The organism is Nocardia albiluteola, assembly GCF_018860155.1.
GTDB classification, from domain to species: domain Bacteria; phylum Actinomycetota; class Actinomycetes; order Mycobacteriales; family Mycobacteriaceae; genus Nocardia; species Nocardia albiluteola.
In genome coordinates this window covers 514,697-538,880 of sequence record NZ_JAHKNI010000002.1, presented here as the reverse complement: position 1 = coordinate 538,880, position 24,184 = coordinate 514,697, and the positions used below count along the sequence as shown (strand labels likewise).

Annotated in this window: 24 protein-coding genes; 15 read left to right on the top strand and 9 right to left on the bottom strand. The window is 66.8% G+C overall.

All coding sequences use genetic code 11. The features are described from left to right. Positions 1–64 precede the first annotated feature (64 nt). The 10 genes from KO481_RS08315 to KO481_RS08270 all read left to right on the top strand — a co-directional run bounded on the left by KO481_RS08315 (position 65) and on the right by KO481_RS08270 (position 11,802). Positions 65–1,243 (top strand): DUF7373 family lipoprotein, encoded by a 1,179-nt coding sequence (locus tag KO481_RS08315; protein ID WP_215916400.1) that lies wholly within the window; start codon positions 65–67, stop codon positions 1,241–1,243. Positions 1,244–1,248: 5 nt separating this feature from the next. After that, a complete protein-coding gene (locus tag KO481_RS08310) occupies positions 1,249–2,484 on the top strand; it encodes a DUF7373 family lipoprotein (RefSeq protein WP_215916399.1) in 1,236 nt (411 codons plus the stop codon). 90 nt (positions 2,485–2,574) lie between these two features. Continuing rightward, positions 2,575–3,786, top strand: a complete 1,212-nt coding sequence (locus KO481_RS08305) for a DUF7373 family lipoprotein (protein WP_245400547.1) — start codon at positions 2,575–2,577, stop codon at positions 3,784–3,786. A gap of 111 nt (positions 3,787–3,897) precedes the next feature. Beyond that, positions 3,898–5,100, top strand: coding sequence for a DUF7373 family lipoprotein (locus KO481_RS08300; RefSeq protein ID WP_215916398.1), 1,203 nt, complete (start codon positions 3,898–3,900; stop codon positions 5,098–5,100). Continuing rightward, positions 5,097–6,350: a DUF7373 family lipoprotein gene (locus KO481_RS08295; RefSeq protein ID WP_215916397.1), complete on the top strand. Its 1,254-nt coding sequence runs from the start codon at positions 5,097–5,099 to the stop codon at positions 6,348–6,350. Before KO481_RS08300 ends, KO481_RS08295 begins: the two co-directional genes overlap by 4 nt. Before the next feature lie 61 nt (positions 6,351–6,411). Then, a complete protein-coding gene (locus KO481_RS08290) occupies positions 6,412–8,007 on the top strand; it encodes a serine/threonine-protein kinase (RefSeq protein WP_245400546.1) in 1,596 nt (531 codons plus the stop codon). 82 nt (positions 8,008–8,089) lie between these two features. Continuing rightward, positions 8,090–9,280, top strand: coding sequence for a DUF7373 family lipoprotein (locus tag KO481_RS08285; RefSeq protein ID WP_215916395.1), 1,191 nt, complete (start codon positions 8,090–8,092; stop codon positions 9,278–9,280). Positions 9,281–9,290: 10 nt separating this feature from the next. Then, positions 9,291–10,565, top strand: a complete 1,275-nt coding sequence (locus KO481_RS08280) for a DUF7373 family lipoprotein (protein ID WP_215916394.1) — start codon at positions 9,291–9,293, stop codon at positions 10,563–10,565. 572 nt (positions 10,566–11,137) lie between these two features. Further along, complete coding sequence (locus KO481_RS08275; protein WP_215916393.1) at positions 11,138–11,461, top strand: WXG100 family type VII secretion target; 324 nt, start codon at positions 11,138–11,140, stop codon at positions 11,459–11,461. 38 nt (positions 11,462–11,499) lie between these two features. Beyond that, complete coding sequence (locus tag KO481_RS08270; RefSeq protein WP_215916392.1) at positions 11,500–11,802, top strand: WXG100 family type VII secretion target; 303 nt, start codon at positions 11,500–11,502, stop codon at positions 11,800–11,802. Between the two features lie 94 nt (positions 11,803–11,896). Here KO481_RS08270 and KO481_RS08265 read toward each other — a convergent pair whose 3' ends face one another. The 3 genes from KO481_RS08265 to KO481_RS08255 all read right to left on the bottom strand — a co-directional run bounded on the left by KO481_RS08265 (position 11,897) and on the right by KO481_RS08255 (position 14,864). Further along, positions 11,897–12,280, bottom strand: a complete 384-nt coding sequence (locus KO481_RS08265; protein ID WP_245400545.1) for a VOC family protein — start codon at positions 12,278–12,280, stop codon at positions 11,897–11,899. A 208-nt stretch (positions 12,281–12,488) separates the two neighbouring features. Further along, on the bottom strand, positions 12,489–13,994 hold the full coding sequence (locus KO481_RS08260; protein ID WP_215916391.1) for an alpha/beta fold hydrolase: 1,506 nt from the start codon (positions 13,992–13,994) through the stop codon (positions 12,489–12,491). Between the two features lie 312 nt (positions 13,995–14,306). Beyond that, on the bottom strand, positions 14,307–14,864 hold the full coding sequence (locus KO481_RS08255) for a TIGR03086 family metal-binding protein (protein ID WP_215916390.1): 558 nt from the start codon (positions 14,862–14,864) through the stop codon (positions 14,307–14,309). Positions 14,865–15,059: 195 nt separating this feature from the next. Between KO481_RS08255 and KO481_RS08250 the strand changes: the two genes are divergently transcribed. Further along, on the top strand, positions 15,060–16,193 hold the full coding sequence (locus tag KO481_RS08250) for a metallophosphoesterase (RefSeq protein WP_308166425.1): 1,134 nt from the start codon (positions 15,060–15,062) through the stop codon (positions 16,191–16,193). Positions 16,194–16,280: 87 nt separating this feature from the next. Next, on the top strand, positions 16,281–16,814 hold the full coding sequence (locus KO481_RS08245; RefSeq protein ID WP_215916389.1) for a hypothetical protein: 534 nt from the start codon (positions 16,281–16,283) through the stop codon (positions 16,812–16,814). A 15-nt stretch (positions 16,815–16,829) separates the two neighbouring features. Here the strand turns inward: KO481_RS08245 and KO481_RS08240 are convergent, their stop codons facing one another. From KO481_RS08240 to KO481_RS08220, 5 genes are all read right to left on the bottom strand, one after another. Continuing rightward, positions 16,830–17,411: a F0F1 ATP synthase subunit B family protein gene (locus KO481_RS08240; protein ID WP_215916388.1), complete on the bottom strand. Its 582-nt coding sequence runs from the start codon at positions 17,409–17,411 to the stop codon at positions 16,830–16,832. Beyond that, the gene (locus KO481_RS08235; protein WP_215916387.1) at positions 17,408–17,917 is read right to left on the bottom strand and encodes a F0F1 ATP synthase subunit B; all 510 of its coding nucleotides are present in this window, start codon (positions 17,915–17,917) and stop codon (positions 17,408–17,410) included. The genes KO481_RS08240 and KO481_RS08235 overlap by 4 nt, the downstream gene beginning before the upstream one ends. A 6-nt stretch (positions 17,918–17,923) precedes the next feature. After that, complete coding sequence (locus KO481_RS08230) at positions 17,924–18,181, bottom strand: F0F1 ATP synthase subunit C (RefSeq protein ID WP_215916386.1); 258 nt, start codon at positions 18,179–18,181, stop codon at positions 17,924–17,926. 48 nt (positions 18,182–18,229) lie between these two features. Then, entirely contained in the window at positions 18,230–18,904 is a 675-nt protein-coding gene (gene atpB / locus KO481_RS08225; protein ID WP_372451976.1) for a F0F1 ATP synthase subunit A, read from the bottom strand. Positions 18,905–19,020: 116 nt separating this feature from the next. Then, positions 19,021–19,401: a hypothetical protein gene (locus KO481_RS08220; RefSeq protein WP_215916384.1), complete on the bottom strand. Its 381-nt coding sequence runs from the start codon at positions 19,399–19,401 to the stop codon at positions 19,021–19,023. Positions 19,402–19,888: 487 nt separating this feature from the next. On the opposite strand from KO481_RS08220, the gene KO481_RS08215 reads away from it, so the two are divergent. From KO481_RS08215 to KO481_RS08205, 3 genes are all read left to right on the top strand, one after another. Then, positions 19,889–20,185 (top strand): DUF3311 domain-containing protein, encoded by a 297-nt coding sequence (locus KO481_RS08215; protein WP_215916383.1) that lies wholly within the window; start codon positions 19,889–19,891, stop codon positions 20,183–20,185. Positions 20,186–20,322: 137 nt separating this feature from the next. Beyond that, positions 20,323–21,783, top strand: a complete 1,461-nt coding sequence (locus tag KO481_RS08210) for a sodium:solute symporter family protein (RefSeq protein WP_215916382.1) — start codon at positions 20,323–20,325, stop codon at positions 21,781–21,783. A 234-nt stretch (positions 21,784–22,017) separates the two neighbouring features. After that, positions 22,018–23,178, top strand: a complete 1,161-nt coding sequence (locus KO481_RS08205; protein WP_215916381.1) for a glycosyltransferase family 4 protein — start codon at positions 22,018–22,020, stop codon at positions 23,176–23,178. 73 nt (positions 23,179–23,251) lie between these two features. Here KO481_RS08205 and KO481_RS08200 read toward each other — a convergent pair whose 3' ends face one another. After that, positions 23,252–24,178 carry an AraC family transcriptional regulator gene (locus KO481_RS08200; RefSeq protein WP_215916380.1) on the bottom strand — a complete coding sequence of 309 codons (927 nt, stop codon included), beginning with the start codon at positions 24,176–24,178 and terminating at the stop codon, positions 23,252–23,254. Positions 24,179–24,184 lie beyond the last annotated feature (6 nt).

Here is a 24,184-nt window from a genome sequence, read left to right as displayed (position 1 = left end):
CGGCGCACCGCGAGTCCGGCGCTCCCGGCATTGCTATCGTACGAACCGCCCTGGAGGGAGAAGGATGCAGGCCACTCCGGCGCCGCAGTGTGCCGCCGCACTCGTCGCGAGTGCCCTGATGATCATTGTCAGTGGTTGCGGGGCAATGGTTTCCGGCACGCCGGAGCGGCAGGAGACCAACATGTCGCGACTGGACGTCGGCCACTACCGGATCGTTCCGCGCGCGCTCGGCGACGCGCTGAACAACCGCCAGGCACGCATCCGCGAGTCGCAGCGGCTGGCCGATTACGTCGCGTTGCCGTCCGAGGCGGATCCCGCCCTGACCCAGCTGCAGGACGCCGGGCTCGTGATCGACCACAACGGACTGGACGGCATCCTGGTCAACGACACCTTCGAGGCCGATACCCCGGGCCTGCGGGGCGGATGGGTTGTCACAGGGCAGATCCCGCCCGCCACCGGATCCGCGCCGCCGGCGCGCACGATGAGCATCGCGGTCATCGAGCTCCCGGACGCCGCCCGCGCCACCGCCGCCGGATCGGCGCTCGAGCACGACGACTTCACCTTCGCGTCGGCCAATCAACCCGTGCCGATGCCGAAATATCCACAGGCCCGGGCACATTGGCAGCCGACGGTGGCCTCGCTGGGCACCTGGCTCACGCACGGCCCGTTCGTGGTGTTCGTCAAGGTGGACGCGCCCGCGGCACCCCCCGACCTCGGCGCCCTCGTCGACCGCACGCAGCGGGCGCTGGACGCGGAACTGCCGCTGCTGGACGACTTTTCGCCAACCCCGGCCGATCGTTTCGAGCACCTCCCGCTCGATCCGGACGGACTGCTCGGACACACACTGCCCTCGGCGCGGCAGACGACCCGCCAGGTCCCGGACGGCGTCTACGCCGGGCGAGGCGCGATCGAACAGCTCGACGATCCGGACATCCGGGCGCTGACGACGGGAGACATCGATCGCGCCGCCATCGGGGGCGCCAAGGTCTTCCACAGCCGCACCGGCGCGGCGGCGCGCGCGCTCTGGGCGCGCTGGCGGCCGGCATCGCGCGACCATCTCCTTCCCCCGCCGCCGGGAATCCCGGGCAATATCGAATGCTTTTCCGACACACAGGAATCCGAGCCGGACACCGACGAATGCGTCTTCCAGCTCGACCACTACACGGTCCTGGCGAAGGACCCGAACCTCGATGTACTGCACCAGAAGGTGGCGGCGCAGTACGTCCTGCTGACGGATCGATGAGGCGCATGCGAGAGCGAATCCACCGCTTCCGGGTCGTCGTCCTCACGACGATCCTGGCCGCCGCGATCGCGACCGTCACCGGCACCCTGACCTCCTCCGTCGTGCCCGGCCACGCCGTCGCGGGGATGACGGGCGCCGAGCTGCGCACGCTCAATGTCGGCCCGTACGTCGCGAATCCGGCCGACTACCGCCCGGAGACCGACTCGGCCGACGAGGTCTACCGGCTCGAGGCGCGCCGCATGTTCGGCTATCTGGCCGACCCGTCCGATATCGATCCGGACCTGAATTTCGCCTCGGACGTCGAGATCCTCGACAGCGACGCCGTGGGAATCCTGGACAACGATCATCTGCTGCCGCAGGCATTCGCCTCGATCGCCCCCGCGCACAGCCTCATCGGCGGTGTCATGCTGGGGCGCAACAACCGGAGCCTGCGCGCGCGCCGGGCCGCCGACATCGCCCTGCTGCGCTTCGGCGATCCGGCCGCGGCCCAGGCGGCGGCGAGGGATCTCAACGGCGCCATGGGATCTCCCGGACGTCACCCCCTGCCAGTCGCCGAGCCGAATGCCCCGGCCGGGTCGGCCGACGACGCGACCGGTCAGCTCCTCGCGGTGCGCGGCGCGTACCTCGTGCTGATCCAGGCCGTGCTCCCGCGGCCGGATCCGGTCGCGCTGGCCGCCCGGCTGACCGCGTTGGCGCGGGCCCAGTTCGCGGCAATGGCGAGCCTGACACCCACACCGCCACAGGACATCCCGGGACTCGAGGCGGACCGGGACGCGATGCTGCGACGCACACTGGCCGATCCCCGCAGCGTGGTGGCGCCCAGCGACTACTCGCTCGACAACCTCGAGGGCGTCTACGATCCCGGCGCCGCACTGCATTTCGAGGACGACGCCGGCCTGATGCGCCGGGCGTTCGCCGCCGACGGCGTCGACCTCGTCGCCCAGAACGCCGGAAAGATCTACCGCACCAAGGATCTCGATTCGGCATTCCGGCTGCAGGCGACGCTGACCCTCGTCGGGCACGACGACCAGGAGCTCGCGAACCCGCCGGGCATCACCGATGCGCACTGCGTCGAGCGGGACGAGGCGGATCCCGTGACCAACGCCCGCTCGATCTGCGCGGTGGTCTACGGGCGCTATGTCGGCCTGGTCGGGTCCGCGGACACCCTGGAGGGCCGGACCGAACAGGGGTTGTATCAGCGTGCGGCCGCGCAGTATTCGATCCTGGCCAGGAGCCGGTAACCCACGGATGTTGCCAGCCGCGAGAGCCCGCGCGGCGACCCCCGGTGCGATACTTTTGATCGGTTACCTGGAGGAATCGGGGGTCCCGCAATGCGCCTCACGACACGCCGCATACAGGCGTCGCTGACCGCGGCCGCAGCCGTCGCGCTCCTGGCCGGATGCGGGGTGAAGGGCACGCCGACCGCCGCCGAACTCGATGTCCGCACCCTGAATGTCGGCAGCTTCGCCGTGGACAAACACTCCTACACCCAGACCGCCGGCACTGCCGGTGCGCTGGCGGAGGGCATGCGGATGTCGCGGGCGGTGGTTCCGGCGGTGGCGATCGACCCGTCGCTGGTGGTCGGCCAGGGCGGGCGCGTCGTGGCGGACGACACCGAGGCCACCACCCGTCTGCTCGCCATGGTGTCCAAGCCGATCCTGGACAAGGAGAACCTGCTCGCCGGCTACACCACCTCCGGCGCCGACAAGGCCGACGAGCCCGGCAGCGGCGTCGCCACCTCCGACACCACCTCGGTCACCGACTTCGTGATGCGATTCCCGGACGCCGACACCGCGACGCGCGCCGCGGGCGAGCTCGAGGACGCCGATTTCGGTGTCGACCCCGTCGACAACCAGAAGCTCACCCTGCCGAAGTATCACGATGCCTTCATCCACTGGCGCCCCGGCATCAACAACGTCGGGGCCTTCCTGGCGCACAAGGACTTCGTCATCTCGCTGTTCGTCGAGCGGCCCAAGCCGGACGATCAGGATCTGCTGGCGTGGGTGAGCAAGTGCTTCGACGCCCAGGTCCCCGCGCTGGACGCGTTCACCGCCACGCCGGCCGATCGGCTGGCCGGCCTGCCGCTGGATCCGGACGGCCTGCTGGCCCGTGCGGTGGTGCGCGACCGCACCGCGATCACGCCCGACCGGGATCGCTTCGCCAGCTACGGCCCCAACGATTTCATCGATAACGGCCAGGACGAGGCGGGTCGCCGGAGACTGGCCGCCGATACCGGCCTGGATGCGGTCGCCATCGCCGACACCAGCACGGTGCTGCGCGTGCGCGACGCCCCGGCGGCCGGGCGTCTGGTCAACGGCCTGGTCGCCGCCACGGACACGACCTACGAGTCGGCCGACGCTCCCGCGCAGCTACCGGGCGCCCGGTGCCTGCAGCTGAGCAGCAGCGGCGACAGCACCCGGCAGTTCTCGTACCGCTGCTTCATCACCCACGGCCGATACGTCGAGGTGGTCGTGAGCAACGACCGCTCCGATATCCGCACCCGAGCCGCGGCCGCATATGCGCTGCTGGCCAACAGCCTGTGAACGCGTACAGGGGGTTAACTTCACACCCGGCCACCGTCGGCCGGGTGTGTAGGATACCGACGGGCCGTCGCCGAGCGGGTGGACGCGGCCGTGTTCCACGGGAGGGGAAGTATGCGCAGGTCGTCGGTATCAGCGATCGGCCTGACGCTGCTGCTCACCGCCCTGCTCACGGGCTGCGGTTCGAGCCACGGCGGGTCCTCCCCCACACCACGGATCGACCTGAGCGCGTTGGATTTCGGCCCCTACAACGCGAGTCCGCGCGATATGGGCAAACCGAAGAGTGCCCTGCAGGCCGCGAACATCGAGGCCGAGCGTCTCGGCAACGTGGTCCCGCTGGCGATGGATATCGATCCCGCACTGGTCTACGGCGGAAATCCGAATGCCGTCGTGTTCACCGATCCCAAGAATTCGATGCTGCCGAATTTCTGCAATCTGGACAATTTCGCCGCCGTGGCGCCCGGCCTGGTCGGCGGCTTCGTCAGCTACGGCAGAAGCAGCCAGGCCATCGCGGGCCTCGAACTGGTCAACGCGGTGATGCTCTTCCCCGACGAGCAGTCCGCCGCCGGCGCCGCTTCCGCCCTGGAACATCTCGATTTCACCAGCAAGCCCGGCAGCCAGCCGGTGCCGATCCCCAAATATCCCGCCGCCCATGCCCATTGGGAACCGGGCACGCAGGCGATCGACGACTGGTACGCGAGCGGGAAGATGCTCGTGTTCACCTCGGTGTACGACCACGCCAGGATCTGGTTCCACCACACCGACCTGCCCGAACTGGTCGGCAAGGTCACCAAGAGCCTGGACACGGTCGTTCCGGCGATCGCGAAATTCACCCCGCATCCGGTCGATCAGCTCACCGATCAGCCCATCGATGATTCCGGCATGCTCGGCCGGACGATGGTGCGCCCCAAGGCCTCCACCGACGACTGGCTGAATCCGCCCGCGGTCTACGACGCGCACGCCGCACTGAACTGGAGCACCGACCCGCTGAGCACCCAGCAGTGGCTCGTCGCCGACGGCGTCGACAAATACGCACAGTACGGCAACGATCTGTACCGCACCCGCGACGAGGCCACCGCCCTGGACGCCCGCGACCAGCTCGGCGATCTGGAAAAGCACTTCAAGTCCGCCGCACCGCCGCGCGGCCTGCCGATCGCCAAATGCCGCCAGTACCACGGCCCGCAGACCCAGGCGATCCACTATTACTGCGCGGTGGCCTACGGCCGCTACGCATCCCAGTCCTGGGGCAACCAGCTGCTCGATGCGCAGCAACGCATTTCGGCCCAGTACGCGATCCTGGTGAAGGCGAAATCATGACCCCCGCGCTTCGCCGCCTGATCGTCGCGCTGGCCGGAATCGGCCTGGCCACCACGCTCACCGCGTGCGGTTCGGCCGTGCACGGCTCGGCCGGGCCGTCGGAGATCGATGTGCGCACCCTCGACATCGGAAGCTACCCGGTCGATCCGCTGGACATCCACGACGACGATCCCCCCGATCTGCTCGACAGCCTGCAGATCGCCGGGCTGCGGCTGAGCGAATTCGTCACCACGGCCTACGATGTCGACCCCCGGATGCGCGTGGGTCTGACCTCGCAGTCGTTCACCTCGGGTCTGCCGGGCAGTCTCGGCCCCGGCGATGCGATGACCGCGGTCGCCAAGCGCGACGACATGTACTTCGGCTTCGAATCCGCCGGCTCGGATCGGAGCAACTTCCTGGGCTCCGGCGACTGGCCCACCGCGGACAAGCAGAACTCGACCACGATCGACCTGATGGTCATGCAATTCGCGGATGCGGCGACGGCCACCCGCGCCGCGGGCGACTTCTATGCCGCGGACCTCGGGGTCAACAAGGCCAATCAGCCTGTCCCGCTGGGCAAATACCCCGACGCGCATGCGCACTGGCGGCCGGGCACCCCGGTCATGCGGTCGTTCCTTGCGCACGGCTCGTACGTTGAGGCGGTGGTGGCGTTCGCGCCCACCGCCGATCAGGCCAATCTGAGCGCGCTGATCGAAAAGACCTACGGCACCGAGAATCCGGTGCTGAATCAGCTGTCGCCGATCTCCGACGTGGACACCCTGAATCTGGCGTGGGATCCGGAATATCTGCTCAGCCGCGCGCTGAACCCGGATCAGAACGGCAATCCGATATTCGGCGACCAGAACGCGGTCTTCGGCCCGCGCGGCATTCTGCACTACCTGCCCGATCGGGCCGATGCGAAGAAGACCTTCACCGCGATCGGCGGCCTGAAGTTCGCCAGAACCGGTGACGCACTGGTGGTCCGCACCGCCGACGCGGCCGGCGCCGCGAAGGCGGTCACCGATCGGCTCACCCCCGGCCCGCATCACTCCAACGCGGAGGCCGTGCCGAAGCTGCCCGCCTCGGCGTGCGTGGACAACAGCGACGGCGGCGACGAGTGGGCGTCCTCGCTGGGCGGGCAGAAGCGTTTCACCTGCATCGTCGCCTACCGCAACTACGTCGGCTACGTCGAATCCAATCAGCTGATCGACGCACATCAGCGGGCCGCTGCGCAATTCGCCCTGCTGGCCAACAGTCAGTGGGAGCCTTAGTATGGGCGAGTTTGGGCGGCAATCATCCCACCGATCGAGAGTGAGTTTGTAGAAGATGGCGATGAGTCCCGGCACCATCGTCGGTGGGTATCGGATCGAGCGAGTGCTCGGCGCCGGCGGGATGGGCACCGTCTACCTGGGCAAACACCCGAGCCTGCCGCGCATGGACGCGATCAAGGTGCTCAGCGGTGAGCTGTCTTCCAATGCCGAATTCCGTGGGCGTTTCGAGCGCGAGGCCAATCTCGCTGCGGGACTTGACCATCCGAATATCGTCTCCGTCTACAACCGCGGCGAGGAGGACGGTCAGCTGTGGATCGCGATGCAGTACGTCCAGGGCACCGACGCCTCGGACGAGCTGGCCCGCGACCGGCACGCCATGACCCCGCTGCGCGCGCTGCGCATCGTCACCGAGGTGGGCCGGGGGCTGGACTACGCGCATCGGCGCGGCCTGCTGCACCGCGACGTCAAACCCGCCAACTTCCTGCTGTCGACAACCGACGGCGAGGAGGACGAGCGGGTGCTGCTGACCGATTTCGGCGTCGCGAAATCCACCGAGGATCCCGGCGAGCTGACCCAGACCGGCAGCTTCGTCGCCACCATCGCCTACGCCCCGCCGGAGCAGTTGCAGGGCATGGCGGTGGATCACCACGCCGACATCTACAGCCTGGGCTGCGCCTTCTACAAGCTGCTTACCGGCCAGAACCCTTATCCTGCAGCGCAACCGGCGATGGTCATGATGGGCCACCTGTACGATCCGCCGCCGCAGGCCACCAAGCTCTCCCCCGGCCTGCCGCCGGCCATCGATCAGGTCTTCGCCAAGGTGCTGGCCAAGAATCCGGCCGAAAGGTACAACACCTGTCGAGAATTCACCGACGCCGTGGCCAATACCCTTGTCCCCGGCCACAATCCGACCCCGACGAGCACCTCGCCGACCTATCCGATCCAGGTCCACGATCCGCGGCCGGGCACCGATCCGCGGATGGCGCTCTCGGGTTCGTACGGCCCACCCGGCACGGCCGATCCCCGGATCCCCGCACCGGGGCCCGGCGACCTGTCCGACCTGCTGCCCTCGCCCAAATCCCGTCCGCGCTGGCTGATTCCGGCCGGTGTCGGGGTGGTCGTGGTGGCGGTCGCCGCGGGCATCGGCATCTGGATCTCCCAGAGCGGCGGCTCGCAGCCCACCACGCCGGCCACCAGCGCGACGAGCGCCGCGGCGGCCGCACCGACCTCGCCGGCCCAGGCCAAGGCGCAGAACCCGGCCTTCGCGGGCAAGACCATCACCATGGTCGACGTCATGGACGGCGGCAAGGTCTCGATCTACCTCGGCGGCACGCCCCAGACCGAGTTCCTGCAGGGCCTCGGGTTCGTCTACAACCTCAGCTACGTCAAGCAGGGCAGTGAGACCTCGTCCCGCCCCATGACCGACTACGACAGCATCAACGCCGCCGACGACAGCTACATCCTCGCCGTCCGCAGCGACAAGAGCGCGGGCGGCGGCGGCCTGCTCGGATTGCCCTACGAGATCACCAACTCTCGCGCCACTGTCATCCCGCTGGACGACCCGACCGCGGTCGCGGCCATGCGCAGCTGGGATGCGAATTCGCAGGTGACCGAGCTCGCCAAGCTGGTTCCGGTGCTGCACAACAGGATTCAGTAAGGTTCGCCTCCGGTATCGCGCAGGGGGGTTCCGAACGGGTGAGGTGACCGCTCACCCCGATTGGCAACGGCAAGGGGGAGACATGCGAAAAGCGTTGGCGCTGCTGGCGATCGGGCTGGCCGCGCCGCTGGCGGCGTGCGGATCGGGCTCGTCCGGTACTCCCGCGACATCGGTGGATGTGCGCACACTGGAGGTGGGGTCGTACAAGACCACCCCGATCACGATTCCCGCGCCCACGCTCCAGCGGGCCAGGCTCGCCGAGGGCCAGCAGCTCGCGAGCACCGTGCCGCTGCCGATGGATATCGATCCGCGATTCGAGTACGAATTCGGCAACGGCCCGGACCAGCTGTACGGTTTCACTCAGAAGGCCAAAGCGACCGGCCTTTTCGTCGATGATCTCGATGCGCAGACGCCTGGCTTCATCGCGGGTCTGAACGTCGCGGCACACTCGAATCCGGACACCGAGATATCAATTCAGTTGTTCTACTCGGTCCTGATATTCGACAGCCCCGCCAACGCAACCGCGGCGGCAAAGATACTGGGCGACAACCAGTTCTCGCATACTCCCGGCGCCCAGCGGATCGGCATCGATGGGCATCCGGAGACCCAGGCCTTCTGGCAGCCGGGCACCGACAGCCAGCAATCCTTCACCGCGAGCAGTACATACGTGCTGTATACGGAGGTGCTCGATCAGGCGATGGTCGAGGTCGGCATGAGCGACGCGGGCGAACTCACCGATGTCACCGGGAAAGTCATCCGGGCGGTGCCTCCCGCACTGGCGAATTTTCACCCCACTCCCATCGATCGGCTGACCACGATAAGAATCGATCGGGACGGCATGATCGCGCGCTCCCTCTTCGCGCCCGGGGGTACCGACGACAGTAATCCAGCCACGGTCTACGACCGCCACGGCTCTCTGCTGCTGTCCGAGGATCCCGGCGCCGATCGCGATCTGTACACCCGGACCGGTATGGATTTGATGGCGATCAATGCCGGGCGGCTGTATCGAACCCGAGATGCCGAGAACGCCCGATATCTCGCCGATGTGCGCAGCACGATCCACAGGCTCCACCGGGTGGCCGAACCACCCGCGAATCTTCCCTCGGCCCATTGCGACGAGACCGGATCCGCCACCGCCATGGTGACCATCGGCAACCCCCCACGGTTCCATTGCGTCGTTGCCTACGACCGCTATGTGGCCGAGGTGTGGTCGGACCAGATAGTCGACGCCCATCAGCGGATATCCGCGCAATACGCCCTGCTCACGAGATAGTTCCCGCAGCATGAAACGGAAGATAATCGGATTGACCGCGGCGGCCGCATCGTTGTTGCTGCTGACGGGGTGCGGGAGCACCGTGCCGGGCACCCCGACGGCGGGCGAGATCGACGTCAGACACCTTGCGGTGGGGCGCTACCCGGTCGTCCCGCTCGACGCCACGACCAGTTACGACCACTACTACGACAAGGGGAAGAGCCTCGCCGCGATACGGCTGGCCGGCCACGTGGCGCTCGGGCTGGACATCGATCCCCGGCTGAAGTTCGGCGCCGGCGCGGACGGCCTCACGCACGACTACGACATGAATGATGCGCTGTCGGACGCGGGTGCCGCGGCCGCCGTCCGGGACAAGGTGTTGTTCGGATTCACATCGGGCAGCACGGATATCGAGCCGCCGGGCGCGGTCTACACATTGCCGAATGCCACGCTGCTCACCCTGACGGTCATGCAATTCGCCGGTGACGACGATGCCGCACACGCTGCCGCCGATATTGAAAGCACCGACTTCGGCAGCGCTCCGGACAGGAACCGACCGGAGAGCCTGGACAAATATCCGGCCGCTCATTCACATTCGCAGCAGGGCACTCCGGTATTGGAGTCGACAATTGCGCACGGACACTACGCCGTGAGCGCGGTCGTCCAAATCCCGGGCGGCGACGTCGGCACGATGAAGGCCCTGACCGAAAAGGCATTCGACAAGCAGGCGGCGCTGCTCGACACGCTTCCGCCGCTGAGCCCGGTCGAAATAATCAAACAGGACATGGACACGAACGGCATGCTGCGAAGGCTGCTCAATACGGACGGGAGATGGTACGCGGACCCCCGCTACCTGGCATCGTACGATCTCCGGGGATTTCTGCACTTCCAGATGGAGCAGGAATCCGCCAAGGCACTGTATACCTCGCTCGGCATCAATGAATTCGGCGTATCCGATTCTTACCACAGAACGCTCGGTGACTACATTCCACAGGGCCTCGGGCACCTGTTCCAAAGCGGCGTCGACAGGAATGACCACGGCGATGTGCTCTATCGGAGCGCAAGCACCGAACGCGCTCGCGAGGTGTGGTCGAAGATTCTGAATGCGCCGGATTCGAACATGTCCCCCGCCGGGGTACCCGATACGAAATGCACACAGCTCCCGAGTCGATACAACGTGAAGAATTTCACGTGCGCGGTGCGCTATCGCCAGTATGTCGCACTCGTCTGGAGCCCCCAAATCGACGACGCTCACCAACGGGCGGCGGCGCAGTACGCACTTCTCGCCAACAGCCAAGGGATGTGAGGAGCTGGACCGCACTCGGCGCCGCCCGCCGGATCAGCCGGGCCCGACCAGCGCATTCGATCACCATCACGACAGGAAATCGGTGTCCGGATCATTACCTGTGGCCCCCGGGCCACGCGGTTGGTAGGGTAAAGCGGCAGTCATGCCTGTCAGCTGGGGTACAGCGGCACCTTGGGGGAAGGAGGAGACACGCTGTCGCCACTGCGAGTGTCCACACAGGGGGTGTTGCGCGCCGAATTCCTCCACCGCGAAACTCGACGCGATGTCGATGGAACCGAACGGGTACGGGCATCGTCCAACACTGTGTAGCCAATCGACTCCCTCGTGACGGAGTTCGCGATTCGGGAGGAAGGAGGGTCCAGATCCGAGGCCTCGCGCGGCCTCGACTGCCCCTGGTACCAGAGCCGGTTGCTCGGAAGGCACACCACAGATCGGCTCCATCGCCTGGGGGGTGCCCTTCATACTGGGCAGAAGTAGATGGAACCGAACGGACGTTGTACACGTCCAACCAGACATGACGAAGATCGGCCGACAATCCGGCCGATCAATCGTAGAACCGAGAGGAGCACGCAATGGCGGGCCAACTTGATGCCAGTCCCGAACTGATGGACAAGTTCTCCAAGGACATGGATGCGCAGCACCAGAAGCTGATCTCCCACATCTCGTCCACCAAGTCGGATCAGGAGAGCACGACAGCCTCGTGGAGCGGTGCTGCTCGCGGCGCGTTCGACACGTTCATGGAACGGTACTACGAGCAGGCGCAGGCGATGAACAACAAGCTCGCCAACACTGTCGACGCTCTGATGAAGACGTCCAAGGAATACGCCAAGCAGGACGAGGATTTCCAGAGCCAGATCACCAAGCAGAACTCCAGCCTGGATCTCCCCGCAATCTAACCCCACATTCCTGACCAACACGTTCAAAGGAGCGTTTTATGGCCGCCAACGATTCGTCTCGGATCTCCGCTAATTTCGGCGATGTCGCGGCAGGTGCCGATGCGTTCATCAGCCGCGCGCGCAGCCTAATGACCGACCTGGAGGACTTCCACAAGCAGGTCACCAGCTTCGTGCAGCAGCACTGGCACGGTGACGCGAACGATGCCTTCGCACACCTGCAGAACCAGTGGAACCAGAACATCGCCCAGCTCAACCAGACGCTGGTCGAGGCCGGTCAGCTCGTGCACACCGGTAACTCCGATCTGCAGTCGCGGGACTCGTCCCTCGCGAACATGTTCTGATCCGAGCTCTACGAGCTGTGGCCCCGGCGATGTTCACCGGGGCCACAGCTGTGTTCGAGGCCCGTCGTCTCGGACCGGATCCTCGGTCGGGCACTCAGGCCGAGGTCGCGGCCTTCCACAGGTACCCGTCCGGATCGGCGAAATACCCGAAGTACCCACCCCATTGCGCACCGGCCGCCTCCTTGACCACCGAACCACCCCCGGCGACCGCGGCGGCGATCACCTCGTCCACCTCGTCGGTCGACTCCACGATGTAGTGGAACGACACCCCCTTGAAACCGCTGCCCTCGGTGCCGACGCCCGCATCGGCACCGGCAACATCGACCGGATACAGGCCCAGCGATGAGCTCTCACCGAGGTCGAACTTGGCGAACTGCGGGTAGTCCTGGGCGATCTTCGCGCCGATACCCTCGTAGAACTTCTTCGCGCGGTCCATGTCCGCAACCGCCAGCATGATGGTGGTGACCTGCAGAGCCATCGTTATCTCCTTCGTAGTTCGTTCGTTCGTTGTGCTCTGTCTCCATGACCGGCCGCGCAGGGGGAATGTGACAGGCCTGAAGGTGGCGGCCATCACAGTGGCCGCGGCATCAGCTCGCCTGGGCGCCAAGGTCGGCGAGGACGGTCAGAGCGCCGAACCGGTCGATCCGCGAAACGCAAAGGTGCCGACCGGAACCGCAACACGCTACCTACTTGGGAAAGAAGCCGGGATCCGGTTCGCAAATGATGTCGGACGAGGGCAGGATCCCCTGCGCGAGATAGATATTGACGGCATCGTTCACGCAGGGGCTGAGTCCGGGGCGGAAGGCGACATGAATTCTCGTGTCCGCCAGGGTAATCAGGCGGGAGGACGTCATATCCCGGTGCAGTGCAAGGGCTTCCGGATATGCAACGCGCGTGTCGTGGATCGACGCGAGAATCAGTGCGGGCGTGTCGTTCTGGATCACGGTGGGCGGCTCGACCGGATCGGGCCAGTACGCGCAGACGGTGATGTTGTTGGCGAAGGCGCCGAACACCGGCTGCGTCGTCCGGGCCGCCCGGATGTTGCGGTAGTACCACGCCGGGTCGCGGGGTGCCGCCTTGTCCCCGCACAGCACCGCGGCCATCGCGGCCGGTTCGAGCGGCGCGGCGGCCGTGATCTTCGACTTCAGCTCGTCCACATCGAGCCCACGGCCGGACACACCGTCGTACACCATCCGCACGACATCGGCGAGGACGGCATTCAGCCGTGGAATCGCCAGCAGCGCAACCAGCATCAGCGGCACCGTGTGCTCGTCGACCAGATACTGGGAGCCGAGGCTCACGATCGGGTGCGCGGCGGCGCGGCGGATCAATTCCTCCACGAATCCGCGCACCTCCCGCGGGGTGCCGCCGAAGTGGTAGTCGGCGTCGTGCCGGGCCGCCCACACCGTCCAGTCGTCCAGTGCCGCCTCGTTGATCGGGCCCATGTCCTGGTACATCCCGACCCAGTAGCGGTCCGGGTCGATCGCGCTGTCCAGCACCATCCGGTCGCTGCGCCCCGGAAACATCTGGGAGTACACCGATCCCAGATACGTCCCGTAGGAGGCGCCGTAGTAGTTCAGCAGTGGCTCACCCAGCGCGCCTCGGATGACGTCCATATCGCGCGCGGTGTTGCGAGTGGTGATCCGGCGGATCTTCTCGCGGTCGCCCGCCAGGCAGGAGGCGGCCAGCCCACCGGCCAGGGCGGCGTCGCGCGCATAGCCGAACAGGTCGAAACCCGCGGAGAACAGCATGGTGGGCAGCGGCACAACACAATTCACCCGGCCGGAACGGCCGATCCCGCGCGGATCCATCCCGATCAGGTCGTACTGCGCCCGCACGTCGGGCGACAGACTCTTCGCCACGCTCACCATGGTGCGCAGGCCGGACCCACCCGGCCCGCCCGGGTTGCCCAGCAGAATCCCGCGCCGCCGCGCCGGATCGCTCGCGCGAATACGGGAGATCGCGACCGTCAAGGTGCGCCCGTCGGGCCGACCGTAATCGAGCGGAACCAGCACCCCCGCACACTGCGCCCCCGCCGCATCGAGCACCGCATCCCCGCAGGGCTCCCATACGAGATCCTGCTGAGAGAACCGCCCGAGCGGATCCCGCGCGGCGGCCGGCCCCGCGGCAAGCCCGGCAACCAGCACCAATCCCACTACCGGGACTAGCCGGCGAAACCATCGTGACGGCATCGACACTCCTCGCGGGTACGAACGCGACCAGGTTCCGGTTACCACCCCCGCAACAGATTCTCGCACCCATCGCACCCCATACCGAGCGTGCGACACAGCACGGAAGCCACCGAAATACCAACAGCACGCGATATTCGCGAGTTCCGCCGGGCGGCCCGCGCACACCCTTGCACGCCATAAGCCGGTTCAGCACGCGCCTGGCACACCAACACCGGACGCGCAGCACACCATCCGGCCTTCGTCGCGATGCGCCTGGCCACCTGCTTCACCCCGCTCCGGAGCCGGTGAGTATTCGGGAAAAGCCGGAGATCCCTACACCTTCCGGCCCGTGAACGCCGCGAGCCGTTCGATCGCCGGCGCGTCATCGGCGACGGGCTGTGGGTCGTCGAAGCGGCCCGCACGTGACTGACCGACCATTTGTTCCTGGACGATGGCCAGCGACTGCTCGACCAGGTCATCTGGCAGGTCGGCACGAATTCCGGTGGCGCGCTGCAGATCCCAGCCGTGGGTGAGCAGGTCTGCGATTCGGATGCGCAGACGGATCTCGCCCGTGGTCGAGCCGAGGGTGCTGGTGAAGGTCTTCTCAAGTACCCCGGGCTCGGCGAAGACGGCGGTGAGGGCGACCGCGGAGTCCCGGTATGCCGCGACGGGATCCTCGCCCAGGTGGTCCTGGCCCTGGTCGGGCATGGGCCCGGCCCCCATCATCGCGACAAATACCCGGTTCAGCCCGACCAGATGGGCGACCACGTCGCGCACGGTCCACTCGGAACACGGCGTCGGAGACACCCACTGTTCGGGGCCTATCGCGGCGATCAGCTCACCGACCGCCGCGAAGGCGCGTTGGAGGTCGGCGGCAGGTTCTGTTGTCATTCCACGAGCCTAGGTTTCGACCCGCCGGGCTTGGAAATTCCGACCACGGAAAACCGCGACACGGATCGACGTCCGGCGCATTCGGCGTACCTCCGGTCGCCGACGTGCGGATTCGGACCGGACAACGGGGCGGCCGGTATCGTCGGTACGGCCGGGTGCTGTGCCCCGCGCTCGCTCGACGAGGATGGCTTCAAGGTGAAATACGTCCCCCGCCTGGTTATGTTCCTGGCGATTCCCGCGCTGTTGCTGCTACTTCCCTGGTGGACGCTGGTCGGCGCCACCTCCTCCGGCGCGGCGTTCTGGCTCGGTACCGCGATCTTCCTGGTCGGCTACGTGTGCCTGCCCGCGGGCATGCTGCTCGGGCACGGGCCCGTCCAGTCCGATGCGGCCTCGATCGTGGGCGACACGCTGCTCGGCACGATGTGGGTGTTGTTCACCTGCTCGGTGCTCGGAAATATCGCCGGGCTGGTACTGGCCCTGGCCGGCGTGCCCGATCCGGCGCGTTCGCGGATCGTCGCGATCGGCGTGCTGGCCGTAGCGGCGGTGGCCGTGGCATGGGCAATCACCGAGGCCCGGCGGGTACCGCGGGTGCGGCGGGTCGAGGTGCCGATCCGGGGGCTGGGCGCCGGGCTCGACGGGCTGCGGCTGGTGGTCATCACCGATACCCACTACGCCGCGCTGAACCGGCTGCGCTGGTCTGAGCGGGTCGTCGAGGTCGTCAATGGGCTGCAGCCCGATATCGCCTGTCACGCCGGCGATCTCGCGGACGGCTCGGTCGCGAAACGGCGGGCGCAGGTCGATCCGCTCGGCAAGGTGTCCGCGGCCCTGGGCCGGTTCTACATCACCGGCAACCACGAGTACTTCGGGGACGCACCGGGTTGGATCGAGCACATGGCCTCGATCGGCTGGCAGCCGCTGCGCAATCAGCACGAGATCGTCACCCGCGACGGCGACGGCCTGGTCATCGCGGGCATCGACGACCCCACGGGCACCGGCCTGCCCGGGCACGGACCGGACCTGCCCGCCGCGCTCGCCGGCGCCGACCCGGAGCTGCCGGTGGTGCTGCTGGCCCATCAACCCAAACAGGTCGCCGACGCGGTCGAGGCCGGGGTCGCCCTGCAGATCTCCGGGCACACCCACGGCGGCCAGATCTGGCCATTCCACTACCTGGTCCGCCTCGAGCAGCCGGTGGTCGCCGGCCTGAGCCTGCACGGCGAGCGCACCCGGCTCTACACCAGCCGCGGCACCGGCTTCTGGGGCCCGCAGCTGCGTCTTTTCGCGCCGAGCGAGATCACCGTCCTGACGCTCCGCCCGGAAGCCGCCCAATAAACGAATCATCAGTGCTTCACACAACAGATCGGACATAACGCGCGTCGGGTGCCCGCGATCCGCCGGGCGCTCGGCACAATCCCACAGATGAGCACGTATGGGACGGCGGTTATTGCTGATACGGTCACGTGCGATGAGGCCGAGGCGATCACTGCCAATCTGCGGAAATTGGCGGCCATGACGGTGGACCGCTGCACCCTCAATCCCGTGGAGCCGGTCGGCGAGCTGTGGCGGGCGTCGGGCTACATCATGATGTCGACCTCGGAGATGATCGGCATCGATCTGTTCGCCGGTGTGGATACCGCCCGGGTCGTCATCGCCGACGACATCGACGAGTACGGCGCCCTCTGGACGGCGTGGCGGGTTCACAACGCCGAACCCGTTGTGGTGTACCGGAAATACCTGGCGGCCAACGAGAACGCGGTGGATACCGAACTCGCCGCGAAGGACCGGGCCGACATCGACGCGGCCGCGGACATGGCCGAACTGTGGGGCGTCAACCCCGCAGTCGTGGCCGCGGTCGAGGATTACTTCGGGGCGATGTCACGGTCCCTCGGAATCGTGGGAACGCCCTTCCTGCCCTGGCTGGACGCCCTGGACCTGCGGTGGCCGATCCCGTGATCGGCCCCGCCTCAGTCAGTTCCAGCGCGACTGCGCCCGGCGCTTGACGGCCGGAGCCGCCTGGCCGTTCGCCATGACCTCGAGATCCTCCAGGAACTTGTCCACACTGTCGGCCTTGGACTGGAGGGTGGCGAGCTGCTGACGCACCCGCTCCTCGGTGCGGTCGAGCATGTTGGTGACCAGTTCGGCCTGCAGGTCGCGCACCATCTGCCGATGGAGCTGGGCGATCTGATCGCGCCCCTGCTTGCGCACCCGCTCGACCTCCGCGGTGGCCGCCTCACGCATCTGCTCGATGATGTGGTCCGCATCGGCCCGGGCATCCGAACGCAGCCGCTCGAGTTCGACCTGCGCCTCGACGAGGGCGTTGTCATAGGACTTCTTGGCCTCGTCGAGCCGCTCCGCGGCCTTCGTGCTCTCCGCGAGCTGATGTGCGATCTTGTCCTGGCTCTTGGCCATGACCCGCTTGAGCGGCGGCCAGATCCATCTCACGAAGATGAAGATAATGACCGCGAAGCCGAACAGCTGGCTGAAGAACACGGGCCAGTCGAACGTGATGTGGTACGGGCCCGAAGCCAGCACACCGCTGGTGTTGCTCATGAGGTAGCCCTGCCCCTTCGCTGCCCGGCGCTGGTTCCGGCATGCCCGTCGTCGACGCCGACCACGCGGTCGGCGAGGGTCTGCGACAGTGGCTCTACCGCCTCGCGCAGCTCCGCCGCGACCTGGTCGGCCTCGGCCCGCAGCTGCGACGCCGACTCCGCGACGATGGTGTCGGCCTCGCGCTGTGCCTCGCCGCGCATTTCCTCGAGGATGGCCCGCCCTTGCGCGCGGGCCTCGTTGCGGACATCGGCGGCCTCGGCGCGGGCCGCCGCCACCGCGGCCTCGTATTTGGCCTGTGCCTCGGCGAACGTCTCTTTCGCCTCTTTGTTGTTCGCCGAGGTCTCATCGACCCGCTCTTCGCGTTCCGCCAAAACCTTGCGGATCGGCGGAACGACGAAGAACCAGATGACTCCGAGCACGATCAGGAAGATCAGCAGCTCGGCGAAGAAAGTACCGTTGGGAATCAGGAAGTTCCCATCGGCCTCCACATCGGTTCGCGGAGACATCGTGGACTACTTACCGGGAGTAGCGAATACGAACAGCGCCATGAAGGCCAGGTTGATGAAGTACGCAGCCTCGACCAGACCGACGGTCAGGAAGAAGTTACCGCGCAACCGACCCTCGGCCTCCGGCTGCCGGGTGACACCGTTGATCAGCGCGGAACCGGCCAGACCGTCGCCGATACCGGCACCGATCGCGCCGCCGGCCATGATGATGCCGCCGCCGATGAGGGCGCCCTGGATGATCTGCGCGGTTGCTGGATCTGCCATTTTCACTTCCTGTTCTCGAACAAGGTATTTTCCGACCGACGGCGCCGATCAGTGGGATTCGTGCTCCAGCGACATCGACTGGCTGAAGTACAGAACGGTCAGGAGCGAGAAGATGAACGCCTGAATCGCACCGACGAACAGGTCGAACATCTTCCAGATGGCGTTCGGGCCCCAGCTGATCCAGAACGGGAACAGCGTGATCACCGCGATCATGACACCACCGGCGAACATATTGCCGAACAATCGAAGCGAGAGCGACAACGGCTTGGCGACTTCCTCGATGACGTTGATGATCACCATCGGGCCCCAGCCGGTGTGCCCCTTCAGCAGCTGTTTGAAGTGGCCGAACAGACCCCGCCGCTTGATGCCCGCGCCCTGGTAGAGGACGAAGACGAACAGGGCCAGCGCATAGACGAAGTTGACGTCGGAGGCCGGCGGCGAGACGAATTCGCCCTCGCCGTACTGCACCGGAAGCACCGACAGCCAGTTCGACAGCAGAATAAAGGTGAACAGCGTGACCGCCAGCGGCAGCACGAACGGCGCGATCCTGAGACCGATGGCCGACTCCACCTGCTCGCGCATCATGACGGTGATGGTCTCGAAGAACAGCTGCACCCCATTGGGCACGCCGGAGGTGATCTTCACGCGCAGGAAGATGGCCAGCGCGATCACGATGAGGGCGGCGAGCGAGGTCGAGACGATGGTGTCGACATTGAAGGTCATTCCGAGGAAATGACCCGTCGCGTGGTCGCCGACCTTGATCTTGGCGCCGGAATCGGCGAGCGGGATACCGGACCGCGCGATCGAGCTGGTGAGACCGGTCAGGGAAGCATGGATCGTCATGACGGCTGGCGCATCGCTTTCCACTCGGGCAGAACAGTGTGCAGGACCAGAATGACCTGGAAACATGCCAGGCCGAAGAAGATCCCGATGCCGTTCGGCCGGGCCAGGTAGGCGACCAGGATCGACAACGCCGTGAGGCCGAACAGGCGGACCGCGGAGGACAGCAGCAGCCCCTGCTTACTGGGCGCCTCCGACCGGATCGTGCGGGTGATGAACATCCATGTGAGCTGCGCGTTCAGCCAGCCCAGCCCCAGTCCGATGCAGATGAACGTGCCCAGCAGCAAACGCTCGAGCGGCCCGCAAATCACCAGGGCCAGCACACCGAGCGCCAGCGCGACATAAGCCGCGCGGCGTATCCGGAGTCTGTCGACGTTCACTGCGACACCGCCTCGCCGGTCGTCCCACCTCGTAGTGGGGGTCGTGATTGATCGTCAGCATACACATACCAACGACGTTGCGTAGCACAGTCTTTGATCTTCCTATGGCCGATCTTTACGTGCCGCGAATCCGTCGCTTTCGAGCCCTTCAGCGATCTTTTGGTTACCGGGACAATAGGCCCATATCCGGCGGATCGGTGGTGACATAAGGGTATCGGGCGTCGATCCGGCAGGGATCGACACCAGGTCATTATGCGGCAGGGGATTACAGCTTAATTGTCGCAACACAGACTCGTACCCGGCCAAGAAGGTACCTCATCAACCCTCCGCAACGCCCGCGCGACACCCCCTAATATTTCCCGTCGTCCCGCCGAATCCGGCTGCGGCACACCCCCTGGCGCCCGACACGACGGTGCACCGCTGGCATCGGCGCCGCGCATCGGCAAGGGTGAGCAAGGACCCTCGCAACGCTGACGAGAGGCGGCCGATGCCCGACTCGACGACCACACCGGCGCCCCCACCCGGCCCGCAACCGATCCCGCTGCGGCGCCGCGGCCGCATCCTCTGGCTGCTCACACTGCCCGGCGTGCTGTACTGCCTCGCGCCGTTCGTGGCCAACCGGATCGAACCGCGCGTGGCGGGGATCCCCTTTCTCGTCTGCTACCTGCTGATCGTCACCGCCCTGACCGGACCGCTGATCGGGCTGGTCGCCCGGTTCGATCCGGCATACCGGTCGGGCGCACCGGAATACGTGCCCGCCGACGACGCCCGGGACCCCGCATGAGCGGAGCGAATCAATGACACAGCGCGCATCGCGCATGGCGGAGCCGAGCGCCAGCGAGGTGCAGGCATGAGCGAAGCGAATCAGCTAACACAGCACGCACCGGGCATGCCGGAGCCGACCGCCAGCGAGGTGCAGGCATGAACGGCCGGGCATCGGTGGCGGTCACGCTGTTCGCCGTCGCCATGGTCGCGGCGGTCGTCATCGGCGTGCTGTCCGGACGCGGCCGGGAGCGCTCACTGTCGGAGTGGTCGGTCTCCGGACGCGGACTGGGCACGCTGTTCGTGCTGCTGCTGATGGCGGGCGAGTCGTACACCAGCTTCTCGTTCCTCGGCGCCGCCGGCTGGTCCTATCGGTACGGGGTGCCGATCTTCTATCTGATCGCCTACCTCAGCACCGGACTGGTCGCCGCCTACTTCATCGCCCCGCTGCTGTGGACCTACTGCGCCCGGCACGGGCTGATGTCGATCGCCGACATCGCCGAGCACCGGTTCCGGTCGCGGTGGCTCGGCATCGCGGTCGCGGTGATCTGCACCGTGTTCCTCATCCCCTATGTGCAGCTGCAGATTCAGGGCATGGGTGTGGTGGTGCACGCCATGTCCTACGGCGCGATCGATCTGAAGGTCGCCGCGGTGGTGTCGTTCGTCGTGGCCGAGGTCTTCATCCTGGCGTCGGGGCTGCGTGGTTCGGCGTGGGTGAGCGTGTTCAAGGACGGGCTGGCCGTGTTGTCGGTGCTGTTCCTGGCGATCTACGTGCCGTGGCACTACTTCCACGGCCCGGGCCGGCTGCTGGACCGGCTGGTCACGGAGCGGCCGGGCTGGCTGACGTTTCCCGGCGCCGGCGGCGGTACCTTCGGCGCGGCGTGGTTCGTCTCGACGATCGTGCTGAACGTCGCGACGATCTGCATCTTCCCGACCACCGTCGCGGGCTACCTGTCGGCGGCGAATCCCACTGCGCTGCGACGCAATTCGATCCTGCTGCCCTGGTATCAACTGCTGCTGGTGATACCGATGTTCATCGGCGCGGCCGCGCTGTTCGTGGTGCCGAAGCTGTCCGATCCGGATCTGGCGCTGTACGACCTGGTGACGAGATCGCTCCCGCCCGCGGTGGTGGCGGTGATCGGCATCGCGGGTGCGCTCTCGGCCATCGTGCCGATGAGCGTATTCCTGGTCTCGATCGGAACACTGTGGGGCAGAACGATACTCGGCGGCGGGCTGGCCGGTTCGGCGCGGGCGGGAGATCCGGGGGATCGGCAGCGCGGGTGGTCGCGACTGACCTGCCTGATCGCGGGCGCCATCGCGCTGGCCGGCGCGCTGCGCTACCCGAAGCTGCTGGTCAATTTGTCGGTATTGTCCTATGAGGGAATCGCCCAGCTGCTTCCGGCAGTGCTGTTCGGCCTGTACTGGCGGCGATTGACCGCGGCCGGAGCGGCGGCGGGGCTGGTCACGGGCACCGCGATCGTGCTGGGCCTGCACGCCGCGGGCCAGGATCCGCTGTGGGGAGTCAACGGCGGGCTGTTCGCGCTGGCGGCAAACATCGTTGTTGCCGTGGTTGTTTCGTTGACCGTGCGGGCAAATGATCGGCTGACCAGCTCGGTGTAGACGGGGCGATTTGGGAGTCTCCTGCTTTCCGGGCGTTACCAGCATCGCTTAGTAAAGTTTCCTTTGACCGTGGTTAACCAGAAGGATGCTGGGTATATTCCCGTGTGGGTCCGTGCCCCCGTGAACGAGTAGGCAGGCGCACGACCCGAATGGAGCCGCAGGCTCCCGAGAGGCGTTCATTTTACTCGCCTCTCGCCCATTGGTCGCAGCTTCACACGTTGAGGAGGCAGTACCATGAGCACCATCCCGTCCAATTCCGAGTCGCGGATTCTGGGATTTCGCAAGTCCGGCACCCCACTGAATATCGTCATGGTGGCACCGCCGTATTTTGAAGTCCCTCCGTCGGGATATGGCGGCGTCGAAGCGGTGGTCGCACAGTTGACCGACGCATTGACAGCACGCGGACACCGTGTCACCTTGCTCGGAGCAGGGCGGCCCGGCACCACCGGGCGTTTCATCAAGGTCTGGGACGACATCCTCGCCGAGCGCCTCGGCGAACCGTTTCCCGAGGTCCTGCACGCGCTGAAGGTCCGACGCATCATCACCGAGCTGGCGCGGACCGAGCACATCGACATCGTGCACGACCATACCTTCGCCGGCCCCCTGAATGCGCCGATGTTTTCGGCGCTGGGAATCCCGACGGTCGTCACGGTGCACGGCCCGGTGGACGGGGAGGCGCAGGAATACTATCGGGAGCTGGATGATTCCGCGCAGCTGGTCGCCATCAGCGACCGGCAGCGCGCGCTCGCACCCGACCTGAATTGGATTGGGCGAGTACACAATGCGGTACGTCCGATCGAATTCCCTTTACAGACAAAAAAGCAGGACTTCGCGTTGTTCCTGGGTCGCTATGCCCCGTACAAGGGCCCGGATCTGGCCTTGCACGCGGCCCATGCGGCGAATATTCCACTCGTGCTTGCTGCGAAAATGAATGAGCAGCCCGAAAAGGACTATTTCAACTCGGCGGTGCGGCCCCTGCTGACCCAGCGCGACTGCGTGTTCGGCGAGGCCGACGCGGTGGCCAAGCGCCTGTTGCTCTCGTCCGCGCGCTGCCTGCTGTTCCCGATCCGCTGGGAGGAGCCGTTCGGCATCGTCATGATCGAGGCGATGGCCTGCGGCACCCCTGTCGTCGCGCTGCGCGGCGGCGCCGTCGAGGAGGTGCTGGAGGACGGCGTGACCGGCATCATCTGCGACGACCCCGCCGAACTGCCGGCGGCCATCGCCGAGGTGGGCAAGATCGACCCGCTGGCCTGCCGCCGCCGGGTCATGGAGCGTTTCGCGGTCGGCCACCTCGGCGCCGGGTACGAGAAGGCCTACCATGCCGCCCTCGAATCCCGCCCGGTCGAGATCTACGACCCCGCGGCCCGCGCCCTGTCCTTCGCCATCAACCACTGATCCATACCGAGGATCCACACCCGCTGCCGCTCGCTGCAACGGGTGCGGATCCGCGCCGTGCCGCATCGAATCGTCAGCGGCCCAGCAGATCTCGTCGCCACCGGGCCGGCGGCGTGTGGTAGCGATTCCGGAATGCGCGGCTGAATGCCGCCTCGGAGGTGTAGCCGACCCGTTCCGCGATGAGCGAGACCGGCAGCGAGGTGTCGCGGAGTAGGACGGTGGCCGCGTCCAGCCGGACATAGGCCAGGTAGGCGGCCGGCGGCATCCCTACCCGGGCGGCGAACCGCGCCGCGAACGCCGACCGGGACAGGTTGCACCCGCGGGCCAGCTCCTCGACCGTCCAGTCGTGCGCGGGGTTCCGGTGGATGGCACTGAGCGACAGACCGATCTGCGGGTCGAACGCACCGGCCAGCCAGTTCGGCTCGGCGTCCTTGCCCGCGGCCCAGGCACGCAGCACCTGGATGAAGATCAGATCCAGGATGCGCGAGATCATCACCGCCGACCCCTGTGAGGGCGTTTGCATCTCGATGACGAGCATGCGGCGGGCGACCTCGAGCCCCTCCGGCGCCGGCGCGCGGCCGCCGCCCAGGATGATCACCGGCGGCAGGCTCGCGAGCAGATGGCTTGCGCGCGGCTCGCCGATCGTGAAGGTGCCGCAGAGCCACCGCGCCGGCTCGGATGCGTCGGTTCCGGCCGCAGCGGCGCCCGCGTCGCGGACGCGGTGCGAGTCGCCGCGCGGGAACAGGACGACGTCGCCGCGGCCCACGCGCTCGACGCGCCCGTCTCCCTCGAACCGGAGTTCGAGCTCGCCCTCCTCGATCATGTGCAGGCTGCCGGTATCGGCGAAGCCGATCGAGAAGGACTGCGGCGGACGATATGCGGCTACCCGTTCTCCGGTCAGGCGGACGGTGTGGAGCAGCTCGGAGAGCAGGTCGTCGGGACGGCTCTCCGCTTCGGAGGGCACTGGACGATCGGCAAGTTTTCCCGGCGGAACGGTCATGGTCGC